The sequence below is a fragment of the Hyalangium gracile genome (assembly GCF_020103725.1).
In the GTDB taxonomy this organism is placed as follows: Bacteria; Myxococcota; Myxococcia; order Myxococcales; family Myxococcaceae; genus Hyalangium; species Hyalangium gracile.
In genome coordinates this window covers 53785-69736 of sequence record NZ_JAHXBG010000031.1, presented here as the reverse complement: position 1 = coordinate 69736, position 15952 = coordinate 53785, and the positions used below count along the sequence as shown (strand labels likewise).

Below are 15952 nucleotides of genomic sequence, written 5' to 3'. Positions count from 1 at the left end.
CTGGACTGCCATATGCTCGGCCGCATGGACTCGGGGCTGGTGCTCACGCTGGGATTCCTGGCTGTCATCGTGCTGGTGGCCGGAGGGGCCTCGCTGCTGCTGTACCAGCGCAAGGTGCGGCGGCAGCTGCGCCAGAGCACCTGGAAGGAGCTGAGCCTGCGTCTCGAGCTGGCTCCCCAGCCTGGAAAAGCCCAGGTGGCCAGGGGCGAACTTCCGGACACCGACTTCCTGCTGCACGACACGGGAGCCGATTGGCTGGTGGAACTGCCCCTCGCCAGGCCCCTGCTGCCACCTGGCCTGGTCCTCCTCTCCCCCAACGGCCCCACGCTCCAGCCTCGCCCCAAGCTGCGCCCGCTCCGGTGGAGTTCCGCCTCCATGTCTTCGGAGCTGCTGGCCTGCTACGTGGACCCGAAGGAGCCTCCTGGCCGGGTGCAGGCCTCTCAGGCCTTCCTCGAGGAGGCCTCGCGCGCGGCGCAGGCGCATGACCCGCTTCGGGTGGAGTCGCGGCGGCTCATTCAAGCCCTTCGCGCGGGCGACCGCCTGTCCATGAACCAGGTGCGCGAGGCGGTACGGGCGCTCCATACCACCGCGCGCGGCTGGCTGACGGTGGCTGAGCGCGATGGATTGCCGCAGGTGCAACCCCTCACGCTGTCCCAGCCTGAGGTGGCGCCCCCCTCCTCGGAGGGCCCGCCGCGCGTCCCCGAGCCCAGCAGTCCCAAGGCCGCCGAGCAACCCGAGCCTCCTCGGGTGGAAGCTCCGCCGGCCGCTCCCCCGGCCCGCGCGGTTCCTCAGCGCGTGCCGCCACCGCTCGACCCCTGGAACTCGCTGGGGCTCCTCAACGGAGCCGTCCCCATTGCCTTCCTCTTGACCTTGTTGGAGTGGGAGTGGGTCCTGATCATCGCCCTGCTGGTGAGCGCCTCCGTCGTCCAGGCCGCCTATGACAGCCGGCGCATCGGTGGCAGGGGCGTGGTGCTGTGGCTGTTGATGTGGTCCACGACGCTCGGTGCTCCTTTGACATGGGGCTACAGCCAGCGCTGGGGAACGGGCTCCATCGTGTTCCCCTTCCTGGGCTTGACCCCCCATGAGGACGGGGGCCTGCTGAAGCTGTTGGCGCTCCTGATGTGGGGCGTGCCCAACCTGGTGTGGCTGAGCTGGGTGATCAAGGAGACGGGCCAGGAGCTGCGTGCCTTGCGAGCCCCGCCCTCCAGCGAAGCTGCCGGGTCCCCCCAGCAGGTCCCCGCCGAGGTGCAGCCGGTCTCCGACGAGCCGCCGCGCGGCAAGAAGAGGAAGAAGAAGCGTTCCTCACGCTGAGCACACGGCTTCACCTCCGGCAGAAGCCCGTCCCTCGCACGGGCGGGCGAGCAGTCCCTCGTGCGCGAGGGAGGTTGTCCGAGCCTCCCCCGTGCCGAACTTGAGCCAAGCGGATCCCCGCTCGACCACACCACGGAGACGACGCCATGGCTGGCAAGAACCCGAAGGACACGCCCAGGGACATCGCGGACGATCGGCAGGCAAGCATGCAGCCGGGAGAGAACTTCCAGCCGCGCAACCGCGGCGAGGTCTCGGATGCCATGGATCGGGACTCGGCCGCACGGGCCCGCGAGCTCGCGGCCAGGGATGCCGACGCCAGCCTCGGCACCATCGCGCAGACGGAGTGGGAAGAGCGCGTCGAGCGCGGCGAGGAGTGGCAGGAGGAGCAGGTGCCCGAGCGCGAGGCGCGGGGTGACGAGGAGGCAGACTCCGAGGTCTCTCGCCGAGGGCTGGTGAACCCACCGCCCGAGGAGTGAGGGCGCCTCACGGTGGACCGGGAGTCCACGGCGGCCTCCCGGGCCGCCCTACCTCGCACGCACCTTCGTGAGCACCGAGCGGCGGGGCCAGTGGTCGGAGACCCTGCGCTGGTTCTCCGAGCGGCTCGTCTCCCGCTTCCATCGCGCGCCCCCCTGCTCGCGTGCGCTGATGCGTCGCAGCAGGGCATCTCCCGCGGAGCAGGGCCCCAGGCTGGCGAGGAACTCGGGAATCTCCCGCAGCGTCCGCGGCCGGTAGCCGGGCCCGCCGCAGCCGCACGAGTGGTACGTGTACCCGCGCACGAACAGCTGCTGCACCTTCTCCCACTGGCGCGTGTCCCGCTGCCTCGGCGGCCGGAAGTCGAGCCCCATGTCCGCCATCGGCTCGCGGCACTGAGGGCACTTCACCTCTTCCGGCTGCTGCTCCCTCGAAGGCTTCTGGCGTGCATCCAGCGGCCACTTGAAGCTCTTGCGGCACTGGAAGCAGGCGTAGTGCTCCTTGTAGGGGCCGTACATGGCGTACCTGCACATGGCGTCTCTCCTGGACCTACATCGGACGGGGCCACCGGACGCCTCGCTCCGGCAGGGCTGACGCTCCGTCCCCGCCTCCGCGTTCCCCTTCGGGTAGTGTCCTCGTCCCTCCGTCACCCGAGCAGGCATCCTCTGAAGAACCTCGCCTGGGTCCCAGTGGACCCGTTTCTTTCCTTCCTCTGCCTGGAGTGCTTTCGTCACCCCAAGCACACCTCTCCGGCGCTCACGGTCCCGAGCCTGCGCCGAGGTCCTCCGGGAGCGTCATCATCGTGAAGCCTCATGTGCTCATCGTGGAAAACACCCGAACGATGCGGGAGACCCTGCGTCTGTTGCTGGCGGAAGATTTCGACTGCTCCGTGGCGCCGAGTGGAGAGGCCGGGCTGGAGCAGATGCTGGCGAGCCCTCCGGACGTGCTCCTGTCGGACGTGAGCATGGACGGGATGGATGGCTACGAGCTGTGCCGCCGGGTGCGGCTGGAACCGAGGCTCCAGCACCTGAGGGTCGCCTTCCTCAGCGGCTACCCGCCCCGGCTCGAGGAGCCCGCCGTGAGCCAGCCGGACGTCTATCTGCAGAAGCCGGTGAAGCCTCCGGAGCTCATCGCCCAGCTGCACGCCCTGCTGAGCCGGGGGCCTCGGGTGGAAGCGCCCGGGCTCGAGCTCGCCCAGCAGGGCTGACGCGCCCGGTCATCGCGGTCTGTCACGCAGGGAAAACCCGCCGGGCTTTCCGCTCCCACCTCGGGGACAAAGGGCTATGCTCCGCGCCCCTTTCGCCTCTCGAACCCGAGGTTCCGCGTGATCAACGCCATTGCCCGTGTTCCCCCGCCCCAGAACGAGCCCGTCCTCCCCTACACCGCCGGCTCTCCGGAGCGCGCCGCGCTGCAGGCCGCGCTCCAGCGCATGGCCTCCGAGCGCATCGACATCCCCGTCATCATCGGCGGCAAGCAGCTCCGCACGGGGAAGACGGACGAGGTGCGGATGCCGCACAAGCACTCGCACGTGCTGGCCACGGTGCACGAGGCGGACGCCGGGCACGTGGAGCAGGCCATCCAGAACGCGCTCTCGGTGAAGGAGGAGTGGAGCCGGATGCCGTTCCACGAGCGCGCCGCCATCTTCCTGCGCGCCGCGGAGCTGCTGGCCACGCGCTACCGCCCGCTGCTGAACGCCTCCACCATGCTGGGCCAGTCGAAGACGGCGCACCAGGCGGAGATCGACGCGGCGTGCGAGGCCATCGACTTCCTGCGCTTCAACGTCCACTTCGCCGAGCGGCTCCTGGCCGAGCAGCCGCTGAGCCCGCCGCAGACGTGGAACCTGCTGGACTACCGGCCGCTGGACGGCTTCGTGTTCGCGGTGGCGCCGTTCAACTTCACGTCCATCTCGCTCAACCTGTGCACCGCGCCGGCCATCCTGGGCAACGTGGTGCTGTTCAAGCCGGCGCCCACCTCGGCCCTGAGCTCCTGGTACGTGATGGAGCTGCTGCGCGAGGCGGGGCTGCCGGACGGCGTCATCAACTTCCTGCCGGGGGACGGGCCCACGCTGGGCAAGGCGGCGCTGACGAGCCCGCACCTGGGCGGGGTGCACTTCACGGGCTCCACGCCGACGTTCCAGAGCATGTGGCGCACGGTGGGAGAGAACATCCAGCGCTACAAGCAGTACCCGCGGCTGGTGGGAGAGACGGGCGGCAAGGACTTCATCTTCGCCCACGCCTCGGCGGTGGATGACCTGGACGCGCTGGCCACGGCCATCGTGCGCGGCGGCTACGAGTACCAGGGACAGAAGTGCTCGGCGGCCTCGCGCGTCTACATCCCCGAGTCCCTGTGGCCCCGGCTCAAGGCGCGCCTGCAGGAGTTCATCTCCGAGCTGCGAATGGGCGACGTGACGGACTTCCGCAACTTCATGGGCGCCGTCATCGACGAGAGGTCGTTCAAGAAGGTGTCCTCGTACATCGAGCTGGCGAAGCAGAGCGGCGCCGAGGCCAGCATCGTCGCGGGCGGAGACGCGGACCGGAGCGAGGGCTGGTTCGTGAAGCCCACGCTGGTGCAGCTGACCAACCCGCGCCACCGCATCATGCAGGAGGAGATCTTCGCGCCGCTGGTGGGCGTCCACGTGTACCCGGACGCGCGCTTCGAGGAGACGCTGCGCGAGTGCGATCAGTCGGCCAGCTACGCGCTCACCGGGGCCGTGTTCGCGAGGGACCGGAAGGCCATCTCCACGGTGATGAGCGAGCTGCGCCACGCGGCGGGCAACTTCTACATCAACGACAAGCCCACGGGGGCGGTGGTGGGGCAGCAGCCGTTCGGCGGCTCGCGAGCGTCGGGCACCAACGACAAGGCGGGCTCCATGCTCAACCTGGTGCGTTGGACGAGCCCGCGCACCATCAAGGAGAACTTCGCTCCGCCCACGCGAGTGCCCTACCCCTTCATGCAGGGCTGAGCGCGCCATGCCGTCGTTCCAGGGGCTCGGAGGACTGGAGACATATGCGCTGGTGGATGGGGACTCCCGCGTGGAGATCATCCCCAGCCGCGGCGCTCTCGTCACGCGCATGAGCGTGCAGGGGGATGAGCTGCTCTACCTGGACGAGAGCAGCGTGGTGGACCTCTCCAAGAACGTGCGCGGAGGGATTCCGGTCCTCTTCCCCACGGCCGGGAAGCTCCCGGGCGACACGTACCCGGTGGGCAAGCAGTCGTACGCCATGGCGCAGCACGGCTTCGCCCGGAAGCTGCCGTGGACGGTGCGGCAGGCGGAGGAGGACCTGCTCGTGCTCGGGCTCGGCTCCTCCGAGGAGACGCTGCGCCAGTTCCCCTGGCGCTTCGACGCGCAGCTCACATTCGCGCTGGACGGCGGGCAGCTCGCGCTCGACTTCGACGTGGAGAACCGGGACACGCGGCCCCTGCCGTTGCACCTGGGCTTCCACCCGTACTTCTCCGTCACCCAGGCGGACAAGGCCGCGGCCACCGTGCGCACGGACGCCACGCGCGCCTGGGACAACCGGCAGGGCAAGGTCGTCCCCTTCACCGGGCTGGACCTCACGGGCGAAGAGGTGGATCTGCACCTGCTCGACCACTCGACGGCGGGCACCGTGCTCCAGCGCGGGCCGGGGCGTCGGCCGCTGCACCTGTCGTGGGGCCCCGAGTTCCAGCGGCTCGTCGTCTGGACGCTGCCGGGGCGCGACTTCGTCTGCGTGGAGCCCTGGACAGCCTCCGCCGGAGCGCTGGCCACCGGAGAGGGACTGCTCCCCGTGGCTCCTGGCGAGCGCGTCTCGCTCGTGTTCGAGATCGAAGCTTGAGCGCCGCTACACCTTGGGCAGCCTCCCCCAGACGCCTCAGGCGGCTTCGTCCGAAGAGTGCCGGGCGGACTCCCAGGCGAGCATCGCCCGCTTGCGCGTCAGGCCCCACCGGTACTCGCCGAACGCCCCCGTCTTCCGGATGACGCGGTGACACGGGATGAGGAGCGCGATGGGGTTGCCGCCCACCGCGGAGCCTACCGCCCGGACGGCTCGCGGTGACTCGACCGCCTGGGCGATGTCCTCGTAGGTGGCCACCGCTCCCGTGGGGATGCGCAGAAGCGCCTCCCAGACCTTGAGCTGGAAGTTCGTCCCCTTCACCAGGAGGCTGAGCGGCTGGAGCTTGCTCGGCTTCCGCTCGGGGAAGATGCGCTCGGCGTAAGGACGCGTGGCCTCGGCAGTCTGCACCAGCGTGGCGCGCGGCCACTCGGCCCGAAGCTCCGCCACGATCTCGTCCGGAGAGGTTCCCGTGAGGAACCTCAGCGCGCAGATGCCGCGCTCACAGACGGCGAGCAGGTAGTCCCCTAAGGGGGAGGCATGCACCCCGTACCGGAGCGTCAGGCCCGCCCCGCCCTGCTTGAACTCGCCCGGCGTCATCGCCGTCAAGGTGACGAAGAGGTCATGGAGGCGCCCGCCGCTGGACAGCCCCGCGTCATAGGTCGCGTCGAGCAGGCTGCGGCGCTCGGCGAGGAGCTGCCGGGCGTGCGCCATCGTCTGGAACTGGAGGAAGCGCTTGGGGCTGATGCCGGCCCAGCGCGTGAACAGGCGCTGGAAGTGGAAGGGACTCAGCCCCACGTGGGCGGCGACCTCGGCGAGGGCGGGCTGCTGCTGTCCACGTGTGTCGAGGAAGTGGATCGCGCGCTCGATCCGGGCGTAGTCGCTGGTGGCCATGGCTCGAAGGCTCCGAGGAGGATGCCTCATCCGTAAAGCCAGCGCCGCCCCCGGACAACCCGGTTCTTGCGCTCACCCCACATCGTGAAGGAGCCCCTGGCCGGCGCGAGCTGTACGAACTGGTCTGCCTGTCATACCAGTTCGGTACAAGTGTCGACCCACCGGGGGTCCTCTTCTCTCGAGGACTGAGACCTACTGCGCCGAGCTGGCGGCCCGAGCCTGTCGCTCCCACTCGGCCGGCAGCCCGATGCCCAGGAACACCTCGAACCGCATCCCAGGGTAGGCCGCCAGGATCCTCGAGCGGATGCGCTCCAGGGCCTCCTTGTTCGGAGCGCCCTGCGGCTTCTCCGCCGCCACCTCGGCGATGACGCGCTCCAGGTACGCGCGCTCCATGTCCAGCAGCCCCGCGCCCCCCGAGGGCCCACGGCCCGGGTGCACGTACTTCGGCTTCAGCGCCTTCATCTCGTCCACGCGCCTGAGCCACTCATCCGGCTTCCCGATCTCCAGCCAGCTGTGCGAGTCGTTCGCCACCAGGTCTCCCGGGAACAGGTGCCCCTCGAACTCGACCACCACGTGGCCCTCGCTGCAGCCCGGGCCCATCACGTGGGCCTTCACCGTCACGCCTCCCGCGCTCAGCTCCGTCGTGGCCGACCCGAAGCTGTCCGGCAGCGGCAGCTCCGTGGGGTAGTCCGGCTTGTAGCGATCGAAGAACGACTCCGTCCGGATCTTGTGGACGTGCGGGATGTGCGTGCGCACCTGCTCGCTCGTCACCACCTGGATGCCGCGCTTCCGCAGCATGTTCGTGCCGTTGAACTTGTCCGGGTTGGGGTGCAGCACGATGGCCATCACCGCCTTCTTCCCCGTCACCTGCTCGGCCCAGCTCACGAACTCCTCGGCCTCCGAGGGCAGGAACTGCGCGTCGATGAGGATGAGCCCCTCGGGCCCTTCGATCCAGTACGAAGAGGTGCTGAACGACCACGGAGAGGACACGTACGTGCCCACCCGCGGATCCCCGGCGGTGGTCAGCGTCACCTGCGCTCGAGCCGGACGCTGGACGGAGGCACAGCCCGCGACGAGCGCGAGCAACACAAAGGGAGCAATGCGAAGCATGGTGCGGTCTCCTGAAACGACCGCCCTTCTTACGCGCTCGCACCGACAGCCGACAACCGTCCGAGCCCCGCCAGCCCCGCTCGCTACGCGCTCAGTCGGTCCCCGTCATACGCGGCGGCCCGGACGGCAGGGCGTACTCGTTGTCCGACCAGATGGGCGGCTGGGACTCGCCCGTGAAGGCCCGCAGCCGGCGATAGTCCGGATACTCCGCCTGGACCGTGAGCAGGTCCCCCGGCTGGATGCGCTGATCACCGTTCGGGTGGAGCTTCTCCTCGTGCCCCCGGCGCAGCGCCAGCGCCAGCGCCCCGAAGCGATCGCGCATCTCGGAGATGGTGATGCCCGGAAGCCCCGTGCGCGCCTCGAAGATGGACACCACCATCAGGTGCCCGCCGATCCGGAACGAGTGGACGATGCGCGGATCCAGCGCCGCCAGCGCCATGGCCGGCGCCGCCAGCGAGGAGCTGGAGAGCGCCTCCGCCTTGAACGTGTCCCGCACCTTGGCCACCAGGTCGTCATCGAACAGGCGGATGACCACCCGGATGTTGGGGTTGAGCCGCCGCGCGTCCAGGGCGATGTTCAGGTTGGCCAGATCGTCGTCCGTGGCGCAGACGATGGCCGAGGCCGCCTTCACGTTCATGCGCGGCAGGCACTGCGGGCTGCGGATGTCGTCGATGAGCAGCGGCACCTGCTCGTCGCGCAGCACCCCCACGAAGGCCCCGTCCGCGCGCTTCTCCACCGTCACCACGTCCTTGCCCATGGCGCGCAGCTGATCCACCACCCGGTACCCCACCCGGCCCGCCCCGCACACGATGACGTGGCCCTTCATCGTCTCGGCAATCACTTCGATCCACTCCTTGTCGCTCTTGTGCTTGGCGAAGAACAGGTAGGCAAAGCGCACCACGCCATCCACCACCAGGGCGATGCCCACCGGGGGGATGAGGATGTTGAAGAGGATGGCCACCCAGTCATCCCCGCAGTCCAGCGAGGGCTGACCGAACAGCAGGAAGTACACGTGCTGCAGCGCCTTGCCCGCGCTCACGTGCTCTCCGCCCGGCGCCAGGCACCGCCACTGGTACACGGGCGGCGCGCCCAGGAACAGCGCCGCCGTCAGCATCAGCGTCGTGCGGAAGCGCTTGGTGAGGGCCCGGAGGTAGCGAAGATTCACCACCAGGCGCCTGCGTGGAGGCGTCAGCTGTTTCATGGCGAGGGAGTGATGCTCGTGGAGGCCTCGTTGCGCGCCCGCCTCCGCTCGATCATCCACACCGCCAGCACGCCCAGCTCGTAGCACATCAACATCGGGCCAGCCATCAGCGACAGGTTCACCACGTCACCTGTCGGCGTGAGCAGCGCCGCGAGGATGATGCACACCACGAAGGCGTGGCGCTGGTAGCGGAACAGCCACTTGCTCTGCACCACGCCCACGATGCCCAGCAGCGCCATCACCAGCGGCAGCTCGAAGATGACGCCGAAGGCCAGGATGAGCACCAGCACCAGCGACAGCTGCTCGTTCATGGTGAGCATGGGCCTGGTCCAGCTCAGCGCCTCGTGCCGCGCATGCCCCGCCGCCAGCCCCTTCTGGAGCTTCCACATCCCCGCCAGCTCCTCGGTGCGCGTGGGAGCCACACCGGCCAGCAGGCTGGCCGCCTCATCCATCGCCGTGGCGGCGGCCGCGAAGTCCTGGCGGCCGAACGCCTCCACCGCCACCACCCGCTTCTCCACCGCCTGGCGCAGCACCAGCCGCGCCGGAGCGCCGAAGCCCTCCGCCGCCGCGTCCAGCAGCTGCCCCAGCCCCTCCAGGCGCGCGGACATCTCCACCGCCTCGGAGGGCACCACCTCGGGGTTCACCAGCTGCGACTCACCCGTGGCCTGCAGGCTCGTGCTCACCTCCCGGGCGAGCTGCCCCGCACGCTCCGCGTCTCCTATCCGCAGGAAGCGCATCGCGTCCTCCGTGCGCAGCTTCGCGGTGTCCAGCTGCGTCCCCAGCGCGGTGGAGTCCGTCTCGTTCAGGAGGAACTGGAACATGGACGGGAGGATGGCCAGGTAGCAGAACAGCGCGCCCGCGATGAAGGCCACCGAGCCCAGGAAGACGAAGGGCGAGGCGTAGCGGCGCTCCTCCGGGTACAGCCCCGGCGACACGAAGCCCCAGATCTGCCAGAGGATGACGGGCGTCGTGAGGAAGAGGCCGCAGTACAGGCCCACCTTCATCAGGACGTTGATCTCTTCGATGCCCGAGGTGTAGACGAGCGAGCGCCCTCCGGCGGGCAGCGCCTCCAGCACCGGCTTCATCAGCAGCCCGAAGATGGGCCGGGCGAAGACCAGGGAGGCCGCGCCCAGGACGAGCACCGCGATGGTGCACTTCAGCAGGCGCGAGCGGAGCTCCGTGAGGTGCTCCGCCAGCGACATGCGCAGTTCGGGTTCCGAGTGGGATGGATCCAAGGCTAGCTCTGCTTCGGTGCGTTTCGGGCCACCGTGCCCGGGATGGGATCAAACCGCGGCAGGGGCTCCTCGTCCTCCGAGCCTGCCCCACCCGTGCTGGCCGGCGGCGCCCCCACCGGGATGCCAGCCGCGGCCACCGTGTTGCCAACCGGGGCTACCGCGTTGCCAGCTGGAGCCACCGCGTTGCCAGCCGGAGGCACCGGGCCGCCGACAGGCGCTCCCGGAGTGCCCTCCGGAGCCACCGGGCCACCGGCCTGGGCCGCCGCCCCCAGCGCCGCGCCGTCCGGCGCAGGGTGGGGATGGGACGCGTGCTCAAGCCCCAGGGACATGTCCGGGGGCAGCGGCAGCGAGGGCTGGATGGGCGGGCTCAGCTCGTGCGGCGCGGGAGTCGACGGAGGCGGAGCCGCCGGGGTGGGCTCGCGCTGGATCTCCTGATCCATCTGGTAGAACTCGCGCACCACCACGCCGCGAACCTCGTCCGTCTGCCTCCGGAACTCGCGCAGGAACCGACCGATGCCGCGAGCCAGTTCCGGAAGCCGCTTCGGCCCCAGCACGAGCAGCGCGGCTATCAGGATGAACACCATCTCGCCTGCGCCGATGTTGAACATGTAGGACAGCTCCGCGGGAAGACGTCTCGGGGTTATCGCGCCATGGGGCGTCCAGCGCAACGGGGAGGCGCTCGCCAGCGTCCGTCCAGCACAGTCCCTGCCCGGCCGGAAGCTGCTCGGGGCGCCAGCCTAGGGGTCTCCGGAGCCCGAGGACGCCAGGGCTGGGGTCCCCGCCAGGGGTGGGGTGGACCGGGCCGCGGCCTGGGCCCGGACGCGACGCTCGACGACGTAGAGCAGGGGCGGGATGGCCATGGCCAGGACGATGGAGACCTCCGCCACGTGGTCGATGCCCGCCAGGCTCTCGTCCGGCAGGGTGGTCAGGAGCATGGGCGCCAGGACGGCCGAGGCCAGCGCCGAGGCCATGTGGGAGATGGCCGACTGCAGCGACAGGAAGCGCGCGCGCACGGCGTTCTCCGGCACCTTCGAGGTGAGGGTGTTGTAGGCCACGTTGCGCATGCCCATGGCCACCATGAAGCCGATGAAGATGCCGTGGATGGGGAACCACACCGGGTAGCTCACGAAGCCGATGTAGGTGAGCGCCATGCCCAGCAGCACCCCCGCGGTGCCCACCCGGAAGGCGCCCATCTTGTCCACCCGCGAGCCCGCCAGGCGCAGCGTCACGAAGCCCACCACGCCGCCCACCAGGTAGAGGTTCCACAGCTGCTCGCGCGGGTAGCCCAGGTTGTGCACCACGTAGGCGGGGATGTTGGGGATGAGGATGAAGCCGCTCATCATCACCAGCGCGGACATCAGGTAGGACAGCTGCACGTCCTTGCGGCCCAGCAGCTCCCACACGCCCACCGGGTGCTCGGCCCGAGTCCCCTTCTCCAGGTGGCCGCGCACCGGCGGCAGGAAGAAGATGGCGCCCAGCACCACCAGCAGCCCCATGGCCGCCACCCCCAGGAAGGGCGCGCGCCAGCCGGCCAGGTCCGCCGCCTTCAGCGACAGGGGCACCCCCATCACCTGCGCCACCGACAAGGCGCCCATCACGGCGCCCATCGCCTTGCCCCGCCGCTCCGAGGGGATGATGTCCGCGATGATGGCCAGCGCCAGCGAGGTGGCGGGGCCGCCGAAGATGCCCGCGCACACACGGGCGACGATCAGCGAGTGCAGCCCCGTGGCCAGGCCGCCCGCCGCCGTGGCCACCACCAGCCCCAGCATGGAGACGGCCAGCGCCTTGCGCCGGTCATACCTGTCCAGGAAGTAGCCGCCCAGCAGCCCGGCGATGCTCGCCGACGCGGTGTAGCTGCCCGCGATGATGCCGGTGTGCGCCGAGTCGATCCCCAGCGCCCCCGAGTAGTAGGGCGCCAGCGGCATCACCATCACGAAGTCGAGGATGTTGACGAACTGGACCGCCCCGATCAGGAAGATGACGGCGCGCTCGGAGACTGGCTTGGACGACATGCAGGTGCATTCCTAGCACCCATGGCCCGGCGGCGCACTGTGGGTGCGGCCGACCCCGAACTCACACGCGGAAGCGGCGCACCTCGCCTCGCAGCACCTCGGCCTGCTTCTGCAGGTGGTCGATCGCCTCCTCGAGCTGCTTGACGGAGCGCGTCTGGTGCTCGGACACGCCCTTGATGGTCTCCACGGCCTTGAGCACCTGCTCGCTGCCCTTGGTCTGCTCCTTCTGGGCGCGGTTGAGGTGGGTGACCATCTCGTTGATGCTCTCGATGGAGCGGGTGATCTGCTTGCTGCCCTGCGTCTGCTCCTGGCTGCTGCGCTGCACGTGCGCGGTGATGGCCTTCATCCGCTCGGCGCTCTTGATGATCTGATCGCTGCCCTTGGCCTGCTCGTTGGAGGCCTTGGAGATCATCGACACCGTCTCGGAGATGCGCTGGATGGCCGTCGTCACCTGCCGGCTGCCGCGGGCCTGCTCCACCGTGGCGCGGGCAATCGCCTTCACCATCTGCGTGGCCTTCTGGGCGCTGTCGTTGATCTTCCACAGCGCCCCTTCCGCCTCGCGGCCCAGCTGCACGCCCTCCTCCACGTTGCGCACGCCCTGGTTCATCACCGCCACCGCGTTGCGGCTCTCGTCCTGGATGCTGCGGATGAGGTCGGCGATCTCCTTGGTGGACGCGCCGGTGCGCTCGGCCAGGTCCTTGATCTCCTCGGCCACCACCGCGAAGCCCTTGCCATGCTCGCCCGCCTGGGCGGCGATGATGGCGGCGTTGAGCGCCAGCAGGTTCGTCTGCTCGGCCACGTCGTCGATGACGTTGAGGATGTTGCCGATGTCCGAGATGCGCTTGCCCAGGCTCTCGATGACGCCGGCGGCGGTGCGGCTCGTCTCCTTGATGCGGTCGATGCCCGTGAGCGTCTTCTGCAGCGACTCCACGCCGGACTGGGCGTCCTCGGACACCTGCTCGGACAGGCGCGCCGTCTCGTTGGCGTTCGTCTCCACCTGGCCGATGGAGGAGTCCATCCGCTTGATGGAGGTGGATGTCTCCTCCGTGGAGGAGGACAGCGCGGAGATGTTGGTGGCCACCTCGCGGATGGAGAAGGACATCTCCTCGATGGCGCTGGTGGTCTCCTCCACGCTGGCGGCCATGGACTGGACGTTCTCGGCCACCTCGTCGTTGGTGGCGGCCATCTCCACGATGGAGGAGCTGCTCTGCTCGGCGCTCTGGTAGAGCACCTCCACGTTGTCGGCGATGCCGCGCAGGCTCGCCAGCATCTCCACCATGGAGGAGGAGGTCTCCTCCACGCGCGCCTGGACGGTGCCCGCCCCAGAGGAGACGGTGGTGCCGGTGCGGGAGATCTGCTCGATGACGCCGGCCAGGCCCTCGGACACGCCGCGCACCCGGCCCAGCGTCTCGCGCCAGCTCTGGGCGATGCGGTTGAGCGCCTCGGCGAGCTTGCCCAGCTCGTCCTGCGTCACCACCTCCACCCGGCCGGTGAGGTCCGACTCCGCCAGCCGGCGCGCCATGGACATCATCGCGTCCAGCGGCTGGAGGATGAGCGCCCGGGTGACGAAGATGAACAGGGGCAGGAACAGCAGCATCCCCACGCCGAACACGCCCAGCACCTTCAGCCGCAGCGCGTACACCGCCTTGTTGATGGCGGAGAAGTTCAGCCCCACCAGCACCCACCCCCTGTCCCCCTCCAGCGGCTCGGTGATGAGCCGATCCCCGCTCTCCAGGTCGAGCTCGGCGGGCATCCCCTCCCGGACGAAGCGGGTGGCCATGGCGTCGAGGTCGCCCGGCGGGCTGCCCACGGTGGCGGCGCGCTGGCCCTCCTTGTTGACGATGACGGCGAACTTGAAGTCATCGTCCCGGCGCATGGGGTCGAGCACCGCCCGCAGGGGATCCCCCGGCTGGACGGACAGCCCCTCCGTGGCGATGACACGGGCAATCTCCTGGGCCTTCGCGTGCCCGTGCACGGCGAGCCGCGTGTCCAGGAACTCCTTCACCCAGTCCGGCACCACGAACGACAGCGCCAGGAAGAGGATGGCCTGAGCCGCGGTGAAGAACCCGAAGAGAACTCCTCGAAGACCGAATTTCTGGAAGCGACGAGCCAAGGCGACGCCATCAAAGGAGGGAATCCAACAAAGGGCAAGGAACGGGAAGGTCGTTTCCTCCCCTCACGACCGGAAGAATCCGGGATCACCGTGGATTCTGGTGCACGGGGGGAGTAGGTCCTAGCCTCTCCGCCCAGGAGTGTGCCGGATGACGCCCCCCACCCTGCTGCTGACCGACCCCCTGTTCCTGAAGCATGATCCCGGCCCCCGCCACCCGGAGAGCCCGGCCCGGCTGCGGAGCATCCTCTCGGTGCTGGCCCGCGCGCCGATAGAGGGGACGCAGGTAGGACAGCCGCGCTCGGCGACGGAGGCGGAGCTGGCCTCCGTGCACACACCGGAGCTGCGCAAGTACCTGCTGGGCATCGCGGGGGACTTCGCGGAGATTGATCCGGACACCCATGCCTCGCCGGACAGCTATGACGCGGCGGTGCTGGCCGCGGGGGCGGCGGTGCAGGCGGTGGACGAGGTGATGGCGGGCCGGGCGCGCAATGCCTTCGCGCTGGTGCGCCCCCCCGGGCACCACGCCGAGCCCGGGAGGGCCATGGGCTTCTGCCTCTTCAACAACGTGGCCATCGCTTCGGAGACGGCGCGCCGGCACGGGGCCGAGCGGGTGCTGGTGCTCGACTGGGACGTGCACCACGGCAACGGCACCCAGGCGGCCTTCTGGGAGCGGCGGGACGTGCTCTACCAGTCGGTGCACCAGTACCCGTACTACCCGGGCACGGGCGCGTCGCACGAGGTGGGCGCGGGCGCGGGCGCGGGCTTCACCGTCAACTGCGGCATCCCGGGAGGCGCCACGGACGCGGACTACGCGGCCATCTTCCAGGACCTGTTCCTGCCCATCGCGGAGGAGTTCCGGCCGCAGCTGGTGCTCGTCTCGGCGGGGTTCGATGCGCACCGGAGCGATCCCATCGGGGGGATGATGCTCACCGAGCGAGGCTTCGCGGCGATGTGCGCGGCGATGCGCTCGCTGGCCGAGAGCGTCTGCGGAGGCAAGCTGGTGCTCCTGCTGGAGGGCGGGTACTCGCTGGAGGGCCTCTCGCAGTCCGTGCATGCCTGCGTGGAGGTGCTCGCGGGCCGGGGAGACTCGTTCCCCGACGGGGAGACGACGTCGGACGCGATGCACGCGCTGGCCCGGAGCCGGCAGGCGCTGAAGCCCTACTGGCCCCGGCTCTGAGCCGCGGGGCCCGCCCGCCCTACCAGGAGGCGACCCCGGGCTGGTGGCTGGGCGGGACGAAGCGCGCCACGGTGTCCAGCAGGTGATCCAGGTCCAACGGCTTGGCGAGGTACCCGTCCACGCCGAGCCGGGCGACCTCGGGAGGGCTGAGGCCCTGGCCGGAGACGACGACCACGGGGATGGACGCGAACTCCGGGTGGGCGCGCTGCCAGGAGCGGAAGGCCCATCCGCTGATGTCGGGCATCATCAGGTCGAGCAGGATGAGGTCCGGTCGCAGGCCGTGCTCGAGAGACTCCAGGGCCTCTCGGCCCGAGCTCGCGGTGGCGACGTGGTACCCCTCCATCTCGAGAGCGTCCTGGAGTGACAGCCGGATGTCGTGGTCGTCATCGATGACCAACAAGCAGTTCAGATACTCCATGGCCTCTCTCCTCCTCCCCTTCCCTCAGGGTGCTGACGCCCCGCGAGGGCGGCCACCAGGGGAAGACGCCCGGCGCTCGACGGGAGACCGAGCGAGGCAGACCCACGCGACGGGGAATAAGCGGAGCAGGCGCCGCGGCGGGAGCACGCGGTCCTGACCATGCAGCACGTTCGTACAAGAGGACTTACCTAAGAGGGGTAG

Annotated in this window: 15 protein-coding genes; 6 read left to right on the top strand and 9 right to left on the bottom strand. The window is 69.7% G+C overall.

Annotation, left to right across the window (positions count from 1 at the left end):
• Nucleotides 1–12 precede the first annotated feature (12 nt).
• Together KY572_RS40250 and KY572_RS40245 are read left to right on the top strand one after the other, a co-directional pair.
• Nucleotides 13–1311, top strand: coding sequence for a hypothetical protein (locus KY572_RS40250; RefSeq protein WP_224249051.1), 1299 nt, complete (start codon nt 13–15; stop codon nt 1309–1311).
• A gap of 146 nt (nt 1312–1457) precedes the next feature.
• Entirely contained in the window at nt 1458–1787 is a 330-nt protein-coding gene (locus tag KY572_RS40245) for a hypothetical protein (protein WP_224249050.1), read from the top strand.
• A 48-nt stretch (nt 1788–1835) separates the two neighbouring features.
• On the opposite strand, the gene KY572_RS40240 is transcribed toward KY572_RS40245, so the two are convergent.
• Nucleotides 1836–2315, bottom strand: a complete 480-nt coding sequence (locus KY572_RS40240) for a hypothetical protein (protein WP_224249049.1) — start codon at nt 2313–2315, stop codon at nt 1836–1838.
• A 188-nt stretch (nt 2316–2503) separates the two neighbouring features.
• Between KY572_RS40240 and KY572_RS40235 the strand changes: the two genes are divergently transcribed.
• The 3 genes from KY572_RS40235 (at nt 2504) to KY572_RS40225 (ending at nt 5597) form a co-directional block, all read left to right on the top strand.
• Nucleotides 2504–2989: a response regulator gene (locus KY572_RS40235; protein WP_407660090.1), complete on the top strand. Its 486-nt coding sequence runs from the start codon at nt 2504–2506 to the stop codon at nt 2987–2989.
• A gap of 117 nt (nt 2990–3106) precedes the next feature.
• Nucleotides 3107–4744 (top strand): L-glutamate gamma-semialdehyde dehydrogenase, encoded by a 1638-nt coding sequence (gene pruA / locus KY572_RS40230; protein ID WP_224249047.1) that lies wholly within the window; start codon nt 3107–3109, stop codon nt 4742–4744.
• A gap of 7 nt (nt 4745–4751) precedes the next feature.
• Nucleotides 4752–5597: an aldose epimerase family protein gene (locus KY572_RS40225; RefSeq protein WP_224249046.1), complete on the top strand. Its 846-nt coding sequence runs from the start codon at nt 4752–4754 to the stop codon at nt 5595–5597.
• A gap of 36 nt (nt 5598–5633) precedes the next feature.
• On the opposite strand, the gene KY572_RS47945 is transcribed toward KY572_RS40225, so the two are convergent.
• The 7 genes from KY572_RS47945 to KY572_RS40185 all read right to left on the bottom strand — a co-directional run bounded on the left by KY572_RS47945 (nt 5634) and on the right by KY572_RS40185 (nt 14156).
• The gene (locus KY572_RS47945) at nt 5634–6485 is read right to left on the bottom strand and encodes a bifunctional transcriptional activator/DNA repair enzyme AdaA (RefSeq protein WP_317987966.1); all 852 of its coding nucleotides are present in this window, start codon (nt 6483–6485) and stop codon (nt 5634–5636) included.
• 192 nt (nt 6486–6677) lie between these two features.
• The gene (locus KY572_RS40210) at nt 6678–7595 is read right to left on the bottom strand and encodes an MBL fold metallo-hydrolase (protein WP_224249045.1); all 918 of its coding nucleotides are present in this window, start codon (nt 7593–7595) and stop codon (nt 6678–6680) included.
• Nucleotides 7596–7686: 91 nt separating this feature from the next.
• A complete protein-coding gene (locus KY572_RS40205) occupies nt 7687–8796 on the bottom strand; it encodes a potassium channel family protein (RefSeq protein ID WP_224249044.1) in 1110 nt (369 codons plus the stop codon).
• Nucleotides 8793–9998: a twin-arginine translocase subunit TatC gene (gene tatC, locus KY572_RS40200; protein ID WP_224249043.1), complete on the bottom strand. Its 1206-nt coding sequence runs from the start codon at nt 9996–9998 to the stop codon at nt 8793–8795. The genes KY572_RS40205 and tatC overlap by 4 nt, the downstream gene beginning before the upstream one ends.
• Before the next feature lie 35 nt (nt 9999–10033).
• Nucleotides 10034–10639, bottom strand: a complete 606-nt coding sequence (locus KY572_RS40195; protein WP_224249042.1) for a Sec-independent protein translocase subunit TatA/TatB — start codon at nt 10637–10639, stop codon at nt 10034–10036.
• A 129-nt stretch (nt 10640–10768) separates the two neighbouring features.
• Nucleotides 10769–12043: an MFS transporter gene (locus KY572_RS40190; RefSeq protein WP_224249041.1), complete on the bottom strand. Its 1275-nt coding sequence runs from the start codon at nt 12041–12043 to the stop codon at nt 10769–10771.
• A 61-nt stretch (nt 12044–12104) separates the two neighbouring features.
• On the bottom strand, nt 12105–14156 hold the full coding sequence (locus KY572_RS40185) for a methyl-accepting chemotaxis protein (RefSeq protein ID WP_224249040.1): 2052 nt from the start codon (nt 14154–14156) through the stop codon (nt 12105–12107).
• 148 nt (nt 14157–14304) lie between these two features.
• Between KY572_RS40185 and KY572_RS40180 the strand changes: the two genes are divergently transcribed.
• The gene (locus KY572_RS40180) at nt 14305–15333 is read left to right on the top strand and encodes a histone deacetylase family protein (protein ID WP_224249039.1); all 1029 of its coding nucleotides are present in this window, start codon (nt 14305–14307) and stop codon (nt 15331–15333) included.
• A gap of 19 nt (nt 15334–15352) precedes the next feature.
• Here the strand turns inward: KY572_RS40180 and KY572_RS40175 are convergent, their stop codons facing one another.
• Nucleotides 15353–15751 carry a response regulator gene (locus KY572_RS40175; protein WP_224249038.1) on the bottom strand — a complete coding sequence of 133 codons (399 nt, stop codon included), beginning with the start codon at nt 15749–15751 and terminating at the stop codon, nt 15353–15355.
• Between the last annotated feature and the right edge of the window lie 201 nt (nt 15752–15952).